The following is a 16,029-nucleotide window of genomic DNA, read 5'->3' as shown; positions in this document are numbered from 1 at the left end:
CTTATTTTTACAAAATGAATTTCGAAGAACTAAAAGATTATCTTGATTTTAAAGCAGATCAATATAACAATCCAAATTTTATTAAAAGCGATCCCATACAGATTCCACATAGATATAAAATAAAAGAAGATATTGAAATCAGTGGTTTTTTAGCAGCTACAATTGCTTGGGGAAATAGAAAAATGATTATTAACAGCGCAACCAAAATGATGGATGCCATGGGAAATAATCCGTATGATTTTGTTATGAATGCTACAAATAATCAGATTGATGCCATTGATAATATTGTTCACAGAACGTTTAATTCAGATGATTTTCGTTATTTTATTAAATCGCTTCGGAATATTTACGAGCATCACGGTGGACTAGAAAACGTTTTTTCTGCCAACAATTCCATAAATCTGCAAAACAGAATATCTAAATTTAAACAAATCTTTTTTGAAATAGATCATCCGCTGCGAACTACAAAACATATTTCAGATCCGTTGAAAGGATCTTCGTCAAAGAGGATAAATATGTTTTTGCGTTGGGTTACGAGAAACGACGGAAAAGGGGTCGATTTTGGTATTTGGAACGCTGTTTCTCCAAGTGAATTATCTTGCCCGTTGGATGTTCATTCGGGAAATGTAGCACGAGCGTTAGGTATTTTAAGCCGAAAACAAAACGATCAAAAAGCATTGATGGAATTAGATGAAGCATTAAGAAAATTCGATCCGACAGATCCCGTAAAATATGATTTTGCCTTATTTGGTTTGGGTGTTTTTGAAGGAATAAAGTAAGTTTATTTTAGTTGATTAAACTTTTTCCTCCCCTTTAAAAAGTAATCAAAAACAATATTATCGGTATAAAAATAATTGGATTTAGGATTTTGAACATGCTTATTTTTTAGTTTTGAAAGATTGCCATAATACGCAAAATGTGCTTTAATAATTGCAAAAGTGTGCAGTGGCTGTAAACTCAAAAATAATTTTACACCTGCTAAACCGTCTAAACACAATCGTTTGAAGATGATAGGAAATCGATCTTCTTTTGGAAGGTTTTTATACAGCATAAACAACGAATTCCTAAAGTTTAAAAAGGTTTTCTGCGGGTTTGATTTTTTTAAAGTAGCACCACCAATATGGTAAACGGTACTTTCGTTGCAATAATACACTTTTATGTTTTGGTTGAAAGCGCGCCAACATAAATCAATCTCTTCTTGATGCGCAAAAAAATGGTCATCAAAACCGTTTAGCTGTTTAAAAATACTGTTTCGAATAAAAAAAACAGCTCCCGATGCCCAGAAAATCTCCTGCGTTTGGTATTGGTTTTCGTCTTTTTCTAAAGTATCAAAAATTCGTCCTCTACAAAATGGAAAACCATATTTATCAATAAATCCGCCTGCTGCACCAGCGTATTCAAAATATTCTTTGTTCTTAAAATCTAATATTTTTGGTTGGATTATTCCAATAGAATAATCTTTTTTGAACAAATCTAAAACCGGCTGTAACCAATTTTCTGTAACTTCAATATCGGTATTCAACAAACAAATATATTCTTCGTTTATCTGTTGTAAAGCTTCGTTGTATCCTTTGGCGTAGCCGAAATTATCAGCAAGCTGTATCCATTTAACCGACGGAAAATGATCTTTTACAAACTGTTTAGATCCATCTGTAGAATTATTATCCGCAACATAAATTACAGCTTCAGTAGAAAATTTTTCAACAATAGGCAAAAACTGCTTTAAAAGCTCTAATCCGTTCCAATTTAATAAAACAACAGCAATGTTTTTCATTATTTCAGGCGTTCAGAAATTTCTTTTTTGGTGAAATCTTTCAAATCTAAATAAAATACTTCAGCAGTGAAGTTTTTATCGTTCGCATAAAAATGTTTCAGGAACGATTTGGTAATTTCAGCCGAAATCAATTTAGGATTTTTCTTTACAAACGTAATGTATTCCTGCTCATTTTCAACATAAAGTTTCTTGTTCGAAACCTCGAACGCTGGCTTGCTCGATGTTCCAAATAAATACATCATCAACGCATCTGTGTACGATTTTTTAGCGTAATCAATAAACTTGAAGTCTTTGTTTTTAACGATGAATTTCTCCCAACTAATAATCAAATTTCGTTGTTGTTCTAATGAAACTTTTTCGTTGTTGAATTGCGAATCGTACAAAAGTTTATGCTCTGCGAATCGTAATTTTAAATATTCTTCGTACTCTCTAGTAATTTTTTTATGGAATAAATTGTAGAAATATCCGGGTTTAATTTTAAAATCGTAGGTAGTAGAATCGATCTTTCTAAAATACAAACCAACTTTATCATACGTATTTTCCTTACGCAAAATGGTATCGTGCTTTTCGTTACCCAATTTGTGATAGGTCTTTAAAGTATTGGTTTCTGCCATGTTTATAGAATCTACAATCACGGTTAAACGCTTGTAATAATCAATAAACAGTGCTTCGGCTTCCTTTTTGTTGGCTTTTTTTAATTTGCGTTTTAAATCCTTTTGTTCGCTCTCTAAATGCTCAACCAATTCTTGTGCATTTTTGTTCGATAAAACATAATCTGGATCGCTGGAATAAAGAATTTCTGTAATAGTATCGGAGTTTGAATCGTTTGGTACCGATGTTTTTTCTTTGTTGCAAGAAACAAAAACAGATGCTACCAACAATCCTATATATATGAAATTTTTACTCATATTTAACTTTTAAGGTAAATCAGTTAAAAACTGATATTTTTTATTTACATAATCTAATTTACAATAATAATGATTTAAACCGTTGGTAACCATTAAAAACTGTGCATTTAAACTCATATTGTAACGCGCAATTTGATCAAAAACCGATTGGGTTATCTTTACCGATGGTTCTTTACATTCAACCAGCAAAAAAATAGATCCTTTCGGCGTAAAAACAACTACATCGTAACGTTTGTTCATGTCGTTGATTTTAACAACTTTCTCTACATTTATATGCGATTGCGGATACATTTTTACTTTAATCAAAAACTGAACCACATGTTGCCGCACCCATTCTTCGGGCGTTAACAAAACGTATTTTTTCCTGATGTCATCGAAAATGAACCGTTTATTTTCATTATTTTTGAAACGAAATTGAAAATCGGGAAAATTTAAATCACGCATATTGCAAATTTATTCATTCTCTTTAAAAAATCTTTATAAATCTGTGAAAGTTTATGAGTGAGTTAAAAAAAATGATTACTTCGTTTAAGAAAGACGGTTACAAACCGGTTTATTTTTTAATGGGCGAAGAACCTTATTTTATTGATTTTTTAAGTGATCATTTTACCAATAATGTAATTTCTGAAGAGGAAAAATCGTTCAATCAGGTTATTTTATACGGCAAAGATGTTTCTGTGAACGATATTATGTCACAAGCTCGGCAATATCCTTTTATGGGCGATAAAATGCTGGTTGTGATTAAAGAAGCACAAGAATTGGTTAAAACTATTGATCAATTTTCGTCGTACTTTAAAAGTGTTCAGCCATCAACCATTTTGGTTTTTTGTTACAAATACAAAACGCTGGATAAACGTAAAGAACTTTATAAAACACTTTCAAAATCTGAATTTGCTGAAATTTTAGAAAGTAATAAATTAAAAGATTATCAGGTTGAAGGTTGGATAAAAACTTTAATCAGCGATGAAAAATTAGAAATTGAACCAAAAGCAGTTGCTATGCTGGTCGAATTTTTAGGGAACGATTTAAGTAAGATTTCTAACGAAATTGATAAGTTAAAAATCATTTTAAAAAACGATAAACTGATTACTGCCGATTTGGTTGAGGAAAATATCGGGATTAGTAAAGAGTACAATAATTTTGAGCTGATTAATGCGGTTGCCTATAAAAATGAAGCAAAAGCATTCGGAATTGCTAAATATTTTGCATTGAATACAAAAAATAATCCGTTTGTAGTGACAACGTCTTTGCTTTATAATTTCTTTTCTAAACTGTTGCAATATCACGGAATGATTTATAAAAACGCAAGTGCAAATCCCGCGGATATTGCAAAGCAATTGGGAATTAATCAATATGGTTTAAAAGATTATCAGGCAGCAGGCAAGATTTATCCAATGAAAAAAGTAAGTCAGACAATCGCCGTAATCCGCGAAATCGATTTAAAAGGAAAAGGTGTAAACGGCAGCTTAACGCATGACGATTTATTAAAAGAACTTTTAATTAAAGTACTTCGTTAATTTTAAAACTAAAACTATGTCATTAAATAAAAATAAAATATTAGGCTGGGCAACATTTATCATGATTCTTATGGGATGCATTTTAGTTGGTTTGGCTATTTACCGATATGCCGATGTTGCCGGTTGGGGATTTGGTGCAGTTGGCGTGGGCTTCTTTGCGATTGCATGGGTTTTTAACGCTTTAAAAGGTAGGGTGTAAGCTTCTATTTTCGATAAAAATTAATTTTCTAAAACTGTCTATATGAAAATTCATAATTTTAGTTCCGGACCAAGTATTTTGCCACCAGAAGTTTTACAAAAAGCTTCAGAAGCGGTCTTGAACTTTAGTAATTCGGGATTGTCTTTAATTGAGATTTCTCACAGAGATGCTTCTTTTGTTGAAATTATGAATTCGGCTCGAAATTTAGCTTTGGAATTATTGAATTTGCAAGATAAGGGATATTCTGCTTTGCTTCTGCAAGGTGGAGCTAGTTTAGAATTTGTCCGAGTTGCAAATAATTTAATGAAAGTTGACGGTAAAGCAGGTTACATTAATACCGGGAATTGGGCAAATAATGCAAAAAACGAAGCTGCTTATTTTGGTGAAGTTATTGAAGTAGCATCATCAAAAGATAAAAATTACAGTTATATTCCCAAGAATATTGTAGTTCCTAATGATTTAGATTACTTGCACATTACATCGAACAATACCATTTACGGTACGCAGTTTAAAGATTTTCCTGAAAATAATGTTCCGTTGGTTTGTGATATGAGTTCGGATATTTTCTCTCGAAATTTAGATTTTTCAAAGTTTGATTTGATCTATGCTTGTGCCCAGAAAAATGTAGGAACATCTGGAGTTAATTTAATAGTTGTAAAAGATGAATTGCTGGATAAAACTAACAGAAGTATTCCGAATATCATGAACTACAAAAAGCATATCGAAAGAGAAAGTATGTACAATACACCTTCGGTTTTTTCGGTTTATGTAAGTTATCTCACAATGAAATGGCTTAAAGATTTAGGCGGAATTGCTGCCGCAGAACGTAGAAATCTTGCCAAAGCTAATTTAATGTATTCTGAAATAGATAGAAATAGTCTGTTTTATGGAACCGCAGCAGTTGAAGATCGCTCTGTAATGAATGCTACTTTTTTCCTTAAAGATGAAAGTCTGACTATGGCTTTTGATGAATTATGTTCGAGCGAAGGAATCTACGGCGTAAAAGGACATAGAACAGCAGGTGGGTATAGAGCATCAATGTATAGCGCCTTACCAATGACAAGTGTTCAAAAATTAGTTGAAGTAATGCAGTATTTTGAAACTAAAGTTATATAAAAAATGGCTTCCAATTTGGAAGCCATTTTTTTAATTATTCTTTAAAAAATCTTGAATTTGAGTAATCAATTCGTTTAAACTTTCGTCTTTAGGATTAACTGCTTGCGCTTTTTTATAATAATCTAATGTAGTAGTATAAACCAATCTTTTTTCCTGCATTAAATCGTTACGCTTTTTGCTTGATGTTGTTGTATTCGGTAACGCATTTATCTTGTTGGTTATATCAGCATCTTTCTGTAGCTCTAAATTTCCCAAGGCTTTTAACGCATCAAAATTGTTTTTATTCAACAATAAAATCTTGTTCAAATAATCTGTTGCTTGTTCGTTTTGATTATTTTTCATGTTGATTACTGCCAAATTATACAGCAATACTTCATTCTGTGGAAAACGCTCAACTCCCTTTTTAGCATACTCTTCGTATCTGTCTAAACGATTGGTATTGTAATATAAAAACAAAACATTTAACAAATTGTTCACATTGTCTTTATCTAAATCGTAAGCCGTTAAAGCATAATTTTCGGCTTCAGAATAATTTTCCTTATTAAGTAGAATATGCGTTAAGTTGTTGTAGATACTTGTTTTAGCACTTTTATTAAAGATAGTTTCAGGTTGCGTGTGCGATCCGTTTTTAACTGCCAAATCACGGGCTTTTCTGTCAAAACCAAACGATTCTACTTTTCCGGTAGCTTGTGAAGTTGCTACATAAGTTTGCGATTTTCCGTCGTATTTCAACTTAATTAAATCTTTAAACTTGCTTTCTGCAAAATCGTAATCTTTTGCATTCACGGCATCGTTTGCCGCGTGATACAGATAAACAGTATCAAGATTGCTTAAATTATAAGCCTGTTCAAACAAGCGGCTCGATTTTTTGTAATCTTTATTACGGTTGGTATCAATGGCATCATCAACCAATTCGGCTAAAAGTGTATTTTTAAGTTCGGTAACTTCCGTAGTATATTTTTTACTTTTTGTATCGTTTTCAAACTTAATCAAATGATTGATCGATTCAATAGCTTTTGATCGATTTTCATTAAAATCAACTCCGCTGTTTGCCAGATTGATAAAATTCTTGGTTCTAAAGAAATAATAGGCTGCCTTTTGATCATCGGTTGCCTGTGGAAGCATTTTTTCAACTGTTGAGAGCAATGCCGAAGTTTCTGTTGTATTGTTTCTTTTTACCAGTTTTTCTAATTCTTTCAACTCATTTTTTTGAGCAAAAGAAGAAGAGCATGTTATTAAAAACATGCTCATCATCATTAAATTATTCTTCATTTGTATCTTCTTCGTCTTCTAAATCAATATGGTCATCTTCTTCGTCAATTTCGTCAACCACGTCTTCTAAAACATCGTTTTCATCAACTGCTAAAAGATCTTTTTTCAATTCTTCGTCCATTTCAATTTCTTCGTCTTCATCACGCATAACCTTTGCAACTGCTGCAATAGAATCGCTTCCTTTGATGTTGATTAAACGAACACCTTGCGTATTTCGACCCATTACACGCAGATCCGAAACGCGTAAACGAATGGTTAATCCGGATTTGTTAATGATCATTAAATCATCGTTATCTGTAACCGAATTAATCGAAATTAAAGCTCCGGTTTTATCGGTAATGTTCATTGCCTTAACACCTTTACCACCACGGTTTGTTTCACGGTAAGCTTCTAAAGACGAACGTTTTCCGTAACCGTTTTCTGAAACCACTAAAATTTCTGATTCAAGATCTGATACCGTTACTAAACCAATTACTTCATCTTTTTCATCGGCTAATTTAATACCGCGAACTCCAGATGCGGTTCTACCCATTGGACGAGTTTTAGATTCATCGAAACGAACCATTTTACCATTTTTGGCAGCAATCAATACTTTAGAATTTCCGTCGGTTAATTTTGCTTCTAACAACTCATCACCATCTTTAATTGTAATGGCGTTGATACCGTTTTGGCGCGGACGTGAATACTGCTCTAACGACGTTTTCTTAACCTGACCTAGTTTGGTACACATTACAATGTAGTTATTGCTTGTGTATTCTGGGTCACGTAAATCTTGTGTACAGATAAATGCTTTTACTTTATCGTCGTTTTCTATGTTGATTAAGTTCTGAATTGCACGACCTTTTGCTTGTTTGCTACCTTCAGGAATTTCGTAAACGCGTAGCCAGAAACATTTTCCTTTTTGCGTTAAGAACAACATATACTGGTGGTTTGTTGCCACATACATGTGTTCCAAGAAATCCTGATCGCGGGTTCCTGCTGATTTTTGACCAACACCACCACGATTTTGAGTTTTGTATTCGCTTAACGGCGTACGTTTAATGTAACCTGCATGAGAAATTGTGATTACAACCTGCTCATCGGCAATTAAATCTTCGATATTCATTTCGCCACCAGCATATTCGATATGAGATCTGCGGGCATCGCCGTATTTATCGCGAATTTCGTTTAATTCCTCTTTAATAAGATCCATTCGCATTTCTTTGCTTGCTAATAATTCTTGTAAATGAGTAATTAACTTCATGATTTCATCAAACTCTGCACGTAATTTTTCCTGCTCAAGACCTGTTAACTGGCGTAAACGCATTTCAACAATGGCACGAGCCTGAATTTCTGACAACGAGAAACGTTCGATTAATCGTTCACGAGCCTGATCGGCATTTTTAGAGCTACGGATGATTTGGATTACTTCATCGATATTATCGGAAGCAATAATCAATCCTTCTAAAATATGTGCACGTTCTTGTGCTTTTCTTAATTCGTATTCGGCACGACGTGTTACCACTTCATGACGGTGTTCTACGAAATAATGAATTAATTCTTTTAAATTTAATAACTGTGGACGACCGTTTACCAACGCAATATTGTTGATACTGAAAGACGACTGCAACTGCGTAAACTTGTACAACATGTTTAACACAATGTTTGGTACAGCTTCACGCTTTAATACATAAACGATACGCATACCTTTACGGTCTGATTCGTCACGTATTGTTGATATTCCTTCTATTTTTTTGTCGTTAACAAGTTCAGCCGTTTTTTTGATCATTTCGGCTTTGTTCACCTGGTAAGGAATTTCTGAAACAATGATACATTCTTTACCATCGATCTCTTCGAAATTTGCCTTTGCACGCATAACTACACGTCCACGACCGGTTTTGTAAGCTTCTTTTACACCTTCGTAACCATAAATGATTCCGCCTGTTGGAAAATCGGGTGCTTTGATATGTTGCAGTAATTCGTCAATTTCGATTTCCGTATTTTCAATATATGCCAGCGTACCGTTAATTACTTCAGTTAGGTTGTGTGGCGCCATATTAGTAGCCATACCAACTGCGATACCCGATGCTCCGTTTATCAGTAAGGTTGGTATTTTTGTAGGCATTACTTTAGGTTCTTCTAAAGTATCATCGAAGTTCAACTGAAAGTCAACCGTTTCTTTGTCGATATCGGCTAAAATTTCTTCAGAAATCTTTTTCATTCTAGCTTCGGTATAACGCATAGCCGCTGGGCTGTCGCCATCTACCGAACCAAAGTTACCTTGTCCGTCTACCAATAAATAACGTAAGCTCCATTCTTGCGCCATACGTACCATGGCATCGTAAACAGATGAATCGCCGTGTGGGTGGTACTTACCTAAAACTTCCCCTACAATACGAGCCGATTTTTTATGTGCTTTACTTGCTGTAACACCTAGTTCATACATTCCGAATAATACGCGGCGGTGAACCGGTTTTAATCCATCACGAACATCTGGTAATGCTCTTGAAACAATAACGGACATTGAATAATCAATGTAAGCCGATTTCATTTCATCCTCGATGTTAATAGGAATTAATTTTTCCCCTTCAGAGATCATATTTTATACTTTTTTATTTCTAATTTTAACGTGCTAATATACTGTTTTTTTATGGTTTAAACTAATGAAAGTGGTGAAATGAGCAGGAGTGTTTTGCTAGTGATTGAAAGTTAGTTATTTAAGTGTTTTTTAAGATTTATTTTTTATTGATACAAAACATCTATAAATTATAATATTTGTATAATAATATGCTTAATTTTGTACAATTTTAAACAACAGAACAGTTCATACAATGAATATCGTTATAAAAAATGCTACAATTGTAGATTCTTCAGGTGAATTTAATCAGAAAAAAGTCGATATAAAAATCGAAAATGGTGTGATTGCTGAAATTGCATCAGGAATCAACTCAACAAATTTCGAAATTCTTTCTTTAGAAAACTTACACGTTTCAAGCGGATGGATGGATTCATCAGTTTCGTTTGGTGAACCTGGATTTGAAGACCGCGAAACAATTGCTAACGGCTTAACAGTTGCAGCAAAAAGCGGATTTACACATATTGCATACCAGCCAAATACTTCACCGGTTATAGATAATCAGTCAATAGTTAGTTTTGTAAAAACAAAAGCGGCAAATTTTGCGACAAATTTACACCCGATTGGAGCTTTTACCAAAAACGAAGAAGGTACCGATTTAGCTGAAATGTACGATATGCAGAATGCCGGAGCCATTGCTTTTGGCGACTATAAAAAAAGTACCACTAACGCTAATTTGTTAAAAATTGGTTTACAATATACGCAAGATTTTAATGCTACGGTGATAGCTTTTTGTAACGATTCTTTAATTAAAGGAAAAGGAGTTGTGCACGAAGGGATAACATCAACGCAATTAGGTTTAAAAGGAATTCCACCATTGGCAGAAGAAATTGTATTGGCGCGCAACTTATTTTTGTTGGAATACACGGGTGGTAAAATGCACGTACCAACAATTTCTACAGCAAAATCGGTAGAAATGATTAAAGAAGCCAAAGCAAAAGGCTTGAATGTTACTTGTAGTGTAGCGGTTCATAATTTGGTTTTGACTGATGCTGTTTTAACCGATTTTGATACCCGATTTAAAGTTAATCCACCAATTCGTGATGCTGCACATCAAAAAGCTTTGATTAATGGAGTTTTAGATGGAACGATAGATGTAATTACATCAGATCATTGCGCGATGGATATCGAACATAAAAAAATGGAATTTGATATGGCGAAAAACGGAACCATTGGTTTGGAATCGGCTTTTGGTGCGTTGTTGGAAATTCTTCCTTTAGATGTTGTTGTTGGAAAACTTCAGGCGGCAAAATCAATTTTCTTGAATGATTCAAACGGAATTAATGTTGGAGCGAAAGCAGATTTAACGTTGTTTGATCCTTCAAAAGAATGGATGTTCACCAAAAATGATATTCTGTCAAAATCTAAAAACTCGGCATTTTTAAATCATAAAATGAAAGGTTTTGTTTACGGAATTTACAATAATGATAAATTGATTATTAAGTAATGGAAGCAAACAATATTTCAAAAGACGGCAAACTGGCTGCGATAATTGCTCACTTAACCTTTTTAGGCCCTGTTATTGCGTGGTTTATAAATCAAGAAGAAAAAGATAAATATGGTAGTTTTTACATAAAACAATCTGTTGGAATATTTCTACTTTTCTTGCTAATTAGTGCTATTTTACCAATTGTTCCAGAGGTTATGTTTATGCCTACATTGATTGGCTTTTACGTGTTTATCTTTATTTTATGGATTTACAGTTTTTCCGGAGCAGTTTCTAACGAATACAAGCTAATTCCTTTTATTGGCGGTTTTATTCAGAAAATATTTACAAAGAAAACTTAACTATGCAGACAGGAATTTTTAATTATTTAATAAAAGAACCAAAGGTTGTTAAAGAACAAAATCCACTGATTATTTTAATTCACGGATACGGCAGTAACGAAGAAGATTTGTTTTCGTTTGCACCAGAATTGCCAGACAATTATTATGTGGTTTCGGTTCAGGCTCCTTACCAAGTTCCGCCGTATGGTTTTGCTTGGTATGCGATTACTTTTGATGCCGATATGAATAAATTCAGCGATAACGACCAAGCAATTGAATCACGAGATTTATTGGTTAAATTTATTGATGAATTGGCTGCAAAATATCCTATTGATGCTAATAATGTAAACTTGGTTGGTTTTAGTCAGGGTGCTATTTTAAGTTATGCCATTGCGGTTACTTATCCTGAAAAAATTAATAAAGTTGCTGCTTTAAGCGGTTATTTTAACCCGGAAATTATGACTCCAAAAACCGATGTTTCTGCATACAATCATTTAAAGATCTTTGGATCGCACGGAACGGTAGACCAGGTAATTCCTGTGGAATGGGCAAGAAAATCAGTAGCATTTTTAAAACCTTTACAAATTTCTTTTGAATATAAAGAATATCCGGTGGGCCATGGTGTAGCGCCACAAAACTTTTACGATTTAAAAGCATTTCTAGAAAAATAAAAAGTTTCCAAATTTGGAAACTTTTTTAATATAATACGGTATCTAAAACAGTAAATTCAGTTGTTTTATCGGGACTGTAATCGTATTTTATGATTAATTCGCCCACAACACCTTCTCCAAAGAAATCGATAATCAACCATTTATGATTAATAACCGACATTTTGTTTACTTTGGTTGGTTTTCCTGTAGAATCAATCGGTAATAACGGGTTGCCGTTTTCTTGCTGATTCAATATACTAAAATCTTGAACTACTTTTGCCATAACGGTTTCAACTTCTTGCGGAGCAAACTGTTTTTGTGCATTTTCGTTTTTATCAATAGAAAAATAGGCAGCTTCGTCATATAATTTCTTATACATTTCCAAAGAATCTTTTACCATTACCGTGTTAAGAGCATCTGTTTTATCTTTCTCTTTAGTACACGAAAAAGTAAGAAATCCTACTACTAAAATACCTAATATGTTTCGTTTCATATTCTTAAGATTGATTGGTTACTATTCTTTTCTCGATTACTTTTAATGAATCTTGTGAACGTTTCAGTCTTTTTTCTAAACTTTCAATATGTTGGTCTTTTGCCTTCAATATTTTCGAATCATTTACAATTAAAAAGATATTAATTATAAGAGAAAATATAAACAAATATAAATAAATACGTTTCATTAAATATCTAAAATTAGTTGATCGTAAGCTAAAAAAACATTCTCAGGTAAAATATTTTCTATTTCATCATGAAAACCTAACTGAAACCCAATATGCGTTAAATAGGCTTTTTTAGGTTTTATTTTACTGATATGTTCTAAAGCTTCGGTTAAATTATTATGTGTAGGATGTTCTTGTATGCGCAAGGCATTGATTACCAAAACATCTAAATTTTCTAACTGTTTGTAAGTGGCTTCATCAAGCGTTTTAACATCAGTTAAATAGGCGAAATTTTCAAAGCGATAGCCTAAAATAGGCAATGAGCCATGATTTACCAACAAAGGTTTTATTACTTTATTGTTAACAGAAAAATCTTTGTATGCTTCAATTTCATGAATTTCGATAGATGGTGCTCCAGGATATCTGTTTGTTGTTTCAAAAATATAATCGAATCTGCGAATTAAACTTTCAACAACACGCTTTTGTGCGTAAACCGGCATAGCTTTACTTTCCATAAAACAATACGGACGAATATCGTCTAAACCCGCAGTGTGATCGGCATGTTCATGGGTAAATAAAATAGCATCTAAAGCGTCGTTATCAATCCGCAACATTTGTTGTCTGAAATCAGGACCGCAATCAATTAAGATTTTTGTATTGTTCCAATCGATTAAAATTGATGACCGCAAACGTTTATCTTTTAGATTGGTACTTAAGCAAACAGGATGTTTAATTCCTATAACCGGAATGCCCTGCGATGTACCTGTACCTAAAAAATGTATTATCACTTAAGATTCTTTTTTACAAAAATAGCACATTAAAAATGAATTTAGTAATTTTATAGTCAAACAATAATAGAAATATGAGCAATATTTTTGCAGACGATTTAGTATTACAGGGCGATCGAGTTACAGATCAAAAACAAGCTTTATCTGATAAAACTTTAAAGATTAATTTAAACAAAAATATATACGGATCTTTCTCTGAAATTGGTGCCGGTCAAGAAACGGCTCGTCATTTTTTCAGAGCTGGTGCGGCTTCAAGAACCATTGCAAAAGCAATGTCGGCATACGACAAACAGTTTAGCGATGCTATTTACACTACAGAACCAGATGGGCGTTACGTTACCGAAAACCGTTTGCACAAAATGCTTGATCATGAAGTTAAGCTATTGGAAGAACGTTTGGATCACACCGAAAATCCGAAAAGAATTTACTTTAGTTATGCCAATACGGTTGCAACGATAGATTTTGCAAAGAAATTTAAAGGTCACGGTTGGGTTGGTATTCGTTTTCAGAACGAAGCCGGCGGTGAATTTAACGAGATTATTATTCATATTCAGTTCAAAGAAAACGATGTTCTACAACAGCAGCGAACATTAGGAACACTTGGTGTGAATTTAATTTACGGCGCGTTTTACCAATATCATGATCCTAAAAAACTGATTTATAATTTATACGATCATTTAGATAAAGATCAGTTAGAAATTGATACTATTAACTTTTCGGGCCCGGCGTTTAAAAATGTCGACAACCGTTTGATGAGTTTGTTTTTGGTGAAAAACGGAATGGCAGACGCTGTTATGTTTGGACCAAACGGACAAAATATTCTACCTGCAAATACTTTGTTCAGAAAAAACGTGTTGTTGTTACGCGGTAGTTTTCGTCCGGTGACTATTGTAAACATTAATATGTATCAAAAATCACTGAATCAGTTTTTAAGTAAAAATCAGTTATCTATTGATAAAACGGCAGTTATTTTTGAAATTACCTTGAACAACCTTTTAGCTTTGGGCGAAGTGGATGAACAGGATTTTCTTGATCGTGCAGAATTGCTTTGTGCGTTGGGGCATACTGTTATGATATCGAACTTTAAAGAATATTTTAAGGCAGTAGATTATATTTGGAATTATTCGCAAGAAAAAATTGCGCTTACCATTGGAATACCGAGTTTAATTGAAATTTTTGATGCCAAACATTACACAAATTTACCAGGCGGATTATTTGAAGGTTTAGGTAGATTATTTAAACACGGATTGGAAATTTATGTATATCCGTTTTTAAACGAAAAAGAAGATGTTATTACTGCCGAAAATATAGAATTACACGATGAAACGATGAAACCTATTTACAATTATTTCAAACAACGTGATCAGATTATTGATATTGAAAATTTCGAACTGAAAAACTTAAAAATATTCTCGCACAAAGTACTTAAAAAAATCCAAGAGAATGATGACAGTTGGGAAAGCGACGTACCAGAAACGGTTGCAACGCTTCTTAAAGAAAATCAGTTATTTAGAAAAAAAGAGAGTTTGTAAAAACTCTCTTTTTGTTTATTTATTAATCTCTTTAAGCATTTGTTCTTCTTTAAAAGTCAAAGGTACCACATTGAATTTTTTCCAATATTTTGTTTTATAGTTTTTACCTAATGGGGTTAATTTAATGTCTGTATAAAAATTCTCACTATTTGGTTTTGATGGGTTTTCATCAACCGAATCTACCAAAAGCTCTACAAAGCCTCCGATTTGATTTAATTGGTTGCGAACCTCTGAATCTCCGTACACCCTGTATGAAACATAAGTTAGAGAATATTTGTTATTGTACAGATTAAAAAGAGTAGTGCGATTATAGAATGTTCTTTGGCGCCAATGTCCATTATTATTTGGTAAATATTCACTATTCGTAATGAATTTTGTATCTAAATCGACTTTTATTTCTCGAATTAGATAGTCGTGTGCTCCATAAATCATTTTTCCAGAAAGAGTTGCTTTTTTAGCGTTATCAATCGGGTTGAAATTTAAAACATACAATTCTGTCCCATCTGCAGCGGTTTTAGCGGTGATATATAAATCGTATTCTTTATCTGAAATGATACTTTTTATCAGCTTAAAGTCAAATTCATTAGAAACGCGTTCTTTAAAATCGCCCCAATAATAAGAAACAGTTGCTAACGAATCAAATTTTTTAACTTCTTTATTAGAAAATTTTACACTTCGGCTTTCTTTTACAATTACATTGCTTTTATTGATAGATTGTAAATAATAATCAATTTCAGCATCTTCATATTTATACATTGTTTCGTTTATGTAAAGCAGTTCGCGGTAAAAAGTATTCAATTTTAAATTCTTTGCGAATTTTTCCTGCGATGTTTTAATTGCTTTTTCAATTTCCTCTTTTATCGATGTTTTTAAGATAACGATTTCCTCTAACGATTCGGTAGAAGACTGCATTTGAACATTGAAGGATTTTTTGTTTTTTGCTGATAATTCCTGTGTAAAATAATCTAAATGTTTAATGATTAATTTTGAATCTTGTGCAGGCAGATTGAATTGAAATCGACCTTCGCTGTTTGTAACCGTGCTTTTTCCGGATACATTTCCAATAATCATTACGTATTGAATGGGTTTGTTGGTTTCGGTGTCTTTAATAATTCCCTGGACCAATTGCTGTGCCTGAACCGAGATGTTTAAAAAGAGTAGGAGTGCTAGTAGAATGTTTTTCATAAAAGGATTTTAAGTGTTTGTTGTGAAAAGTATAATTTTGTTACACAA

General features: G+C 33.1%; 16 protein-coding genes. 8 read left to right on the top strand and 8 right to left on the bottom strand.

Features of this window, described 5'->3' with window-relative positions; all coding sequences use genetic code 11:
* The first annotated feature begins 14 nt into the window (after nucleotides 1-14).
* A complete protein-coding gene (locus tag F0460_RS08045) occupies nucleotides 15-779 on the top strand; it encodes a TIGR02757 family protein (RefSeq protein WP_150012044.1) in 765 nt (254 codons plus the stop codon).
* Nucleotides 780-781: 2 nt separating this feature from the next.
* On the opposite strand, the gene F0460_RS08040 is transcribed toward F0460_RS08045, so the two are convergent.
* Genes F0460_RS08040 through F0460_RS08030 form a run of 3 tightly spaced genes read right to left on the bottom strand, consistent with a single transcriptional unit; the run spans nucleotide 782 to nucleotide 3,126 of the window.
* On the bottom strand, nucleotides 782-1,774 hold the full coding sequence (locus F0460_RS08040; protein WP_150012042.1) for a glycosyltransferase family 2 protein: 993 nt from the start codon (nucleotides 1,772-1,774) through the stop codon (nucleotides 782-784).
* Nucleotides 1,774-2,682 carry a hypothetical protein gene (locus F0460_RS08035; RefSeq protein ID WP_150012040.1) on the bottom strand — a complete coding sequence of 303 codons (909 nt, stop codon included), beginning with the start codon at nucleotides 2,680-2,682 and terminating at the stop codon, nucleotides 1,774-1,776. Before F0460_RS08035 ends, F0460_RS08040 begins: the two co-directional genes overlap by 1 nt.
* 9 nt (nucleotides 2,683-2,691) lie before the next feature.
* Nucleotides 2,692-3,126: a type I restriction enzyme HsdR N-terminal domain-containing protein gene (locus tag F0460_RS08030; RefSeq protein WP_150012038.1), complete on the bottom strand. Its 435-nt coding sequence runs from the start codon at nucleotides 3,124-3,126 to the stop codon at nucleotides 2,692-2,694.
* Nucleotides 3,127-3,179: 53 nt separating this feature from the next.
* Here F0460_RS08030 and holA point away from each other — a divergent pair, with 53 nt between their 5' ends.
* Genes holA through serC form a run of 3 tightly spaced genes read left to right on the top strand, consistent with a single transcriptional unit; the run spans nucleotide 3,180 to nucleotide 5,514 of the window.
* Nucleotides 3,180-4,199, top strand: a complete 1,020-nt coding sequence (holA, locus tag F0460_RS08025; RefSeq protein WP_150012036.1) for a DNA polymerase III subunit delta — start codon at nucleotides 3,180-3,182, stop codon at nucleotides 4,197-4,199.
* 16 nt (nucleotides 4,200-4,215) lie between these two features.
* Nucleotides 4,216-4,398: a CAL67264 family membrane protein gene (locus F0460_RS08020; RefSeq protein ID WP_150012034.1), complete on the top strand. Its 183-nt coding sequence runs from the start codon at nucleotides 4,216-4,218 to the stop codon at nucleotides 4,396-4,398.
* Between the two features lie 42 nt (nucleotides 4,399-4,440).
* Nucleotides 4,441-5,514, top strand: coding sequence for a 3-phosphoserine/phosphohydroxythreonine transaminase (gene serC / locus F0460_RS08015; RefSeq protein WP_150012032.1), 1,074 nt, complete (start codon nucleotides 4,441-4,443; stop codon nucleotides 5,512-5,514).
* 30 nt (nucleotides 5,515-5,544) lie between these two features.
* Here the strand turns inward: serC and F0460_RS08010 are convergent, their stop codons facing one another.
* Both F0460_RS08010 and gyrA read right to left on the bottom strand, forming a co-directional pair.
* On the bottom strand, nucleotides 5,545-6,786 hold the full coding sequence (locus F0460_RS08010; RefSeq protein WP_150012030.1) for a tetratricopeptide repeat protein: 1,242 nt from the start codon (nucleotides 6,784-6,786) through the stop codon (nucleotides 5,545-5,547).
* A complete protein-coding gene (gene gyrA / locus F0460_RS08005) occupies nucleotides 6,776-9,361 on the bottom strand; it encodes a DNA gyrase subunit A (protein ID WP_150012334.1) in 2,586 nt (861 codons plus the stop codon). The genes F0460_RS08010 and gyrA overlap by 11 nt, the downstream gene beginning before the upstream one ends.
* Nucleotides 9,362-9,596: 235 nt before the next feature.
* Between gyrA and F0460_RS08000 the strand changes: the two genes are divergently transcribed.
* Genes F0460_RS08000 through F0460_RS07990 form a run of 3 tightly spaced genes read left to right on the top strand, consistent with a single transcriptional unit; the run spans nucleotide 9,597 to nucleotide 11,838 of the window.
* Complete coding sequence (locus F0460_RS08000; RefSeq protein WP_150012028.1) at nucleotides 9,597-10,847, top strand: dihydroorotase; 1,251 nt, start codon at nucleotides 9,597-9,599, stop codon at nucleotides 10,845-10,847.
* Complete coding sequence (locus F0460_RS07995; protein ID WP_150012026.1) at nucleotides 10,847-11,188, top strand: hypothetical protein; 342 nt, start codon at nucleotides 10,847-10,849, stop codon at nucleotides 11,186-11,188. The genes F0460_RS08000 and F0460_RS07995 overlap by 1 nt, the downstream gene beginning before the upstream one ends.
* Before the next feature lie 2 nt (nucleotides 11,189-11,190).
* Nucleotides 11,191-11,838 (top strand): alpha/beta hydrolase, encoded by a 648-nt coding sequence (locus F0460_RS07990; protein ID WP_150012024.1) that lies wholly within the window; start codon nucleotides 11,191-11,193, stop codon nucleotides 11,836-11,838.
* Between the two features lie 25 nt (nucleotides 11,839-11,863).
* On the opposite strand, the gene F0460_RS07985 is transcribed toward F0460_RS07990, so the two are convergent.
* Both F0460_RS07985 and F0460_RS07980 read right to left on the bottom strand, forming a co-directional pair.
* Nucleotides 11,864-12,310: a hydrolase gene (locus F0460_RS07985; protein WP_150012022.1), complete on the bottom strand. Its 447-nt coding sequence runs from the start codon at nucleotides 12,308-12,310 to the stop codon at nucleotides 11,864-11,866.
* Between the two features lie 186 nt (nucleotides 12,311-12,496).
* Nucleotides 12,497-13,264, bottom strand: coding sequence for an MBL fold metallo-hydrolase (locus tag F0460_RS07980; RefSeq protein WP_150012020.1), 768 nt, complete (start codon nucleotides 13,262-13,264; stop codon nucleotides 12,497-12,499).
* 74 nt (nucleotides 13,265-13,338) lie between these two features.
* Between F0460_RS07980 and F0460_RS07975 the strand changes: the two genes are divergently transcribed.
* A complete protein-coding gene (locus F0460_RS07975) occupies nucleotides 13,339-14,796 on the top strand; it encodes a TonB-dependent receptor (RefSeq protein WP_150012018.1) in 1,458 nt (485 codons plus the stop codon).
* 15 nt (nucleotides 14,797-14,811) lie between these two features.
* Here F0460_RS07975 and F0460_RS07970 read toward each other — a convergent pair whose 3' ends face one another.
* Nucleotides 14,812-15,981, bottom strand: coding sequence for a carboxypeptidase-like regulatory domain-containing protein (locus F0460_RS07970; RefSeq protein ID WP_150012016.1), 1,170 nt, complete (start codon nucleotides 15,979-15,981; stop codon nucleotides 14,812-14,814).
* Nucleotides 15,982-16,029: the final 48 nt, after the last annotated feature.

It is taken from the genome of Paenimyroides baculatum, from assembly GCF_008629655.1.
Taxonomy (GTDB): domain Bacteria; phylum Bacteroidota; class Bacteroidia; order Flavobacteriales; family Flavobacteriaceae; genus Flavobacterium; species Flavobacterium baculatum.
This window is presented reverse-complemented; position numbering and strand designations above follow the sequence as displayed.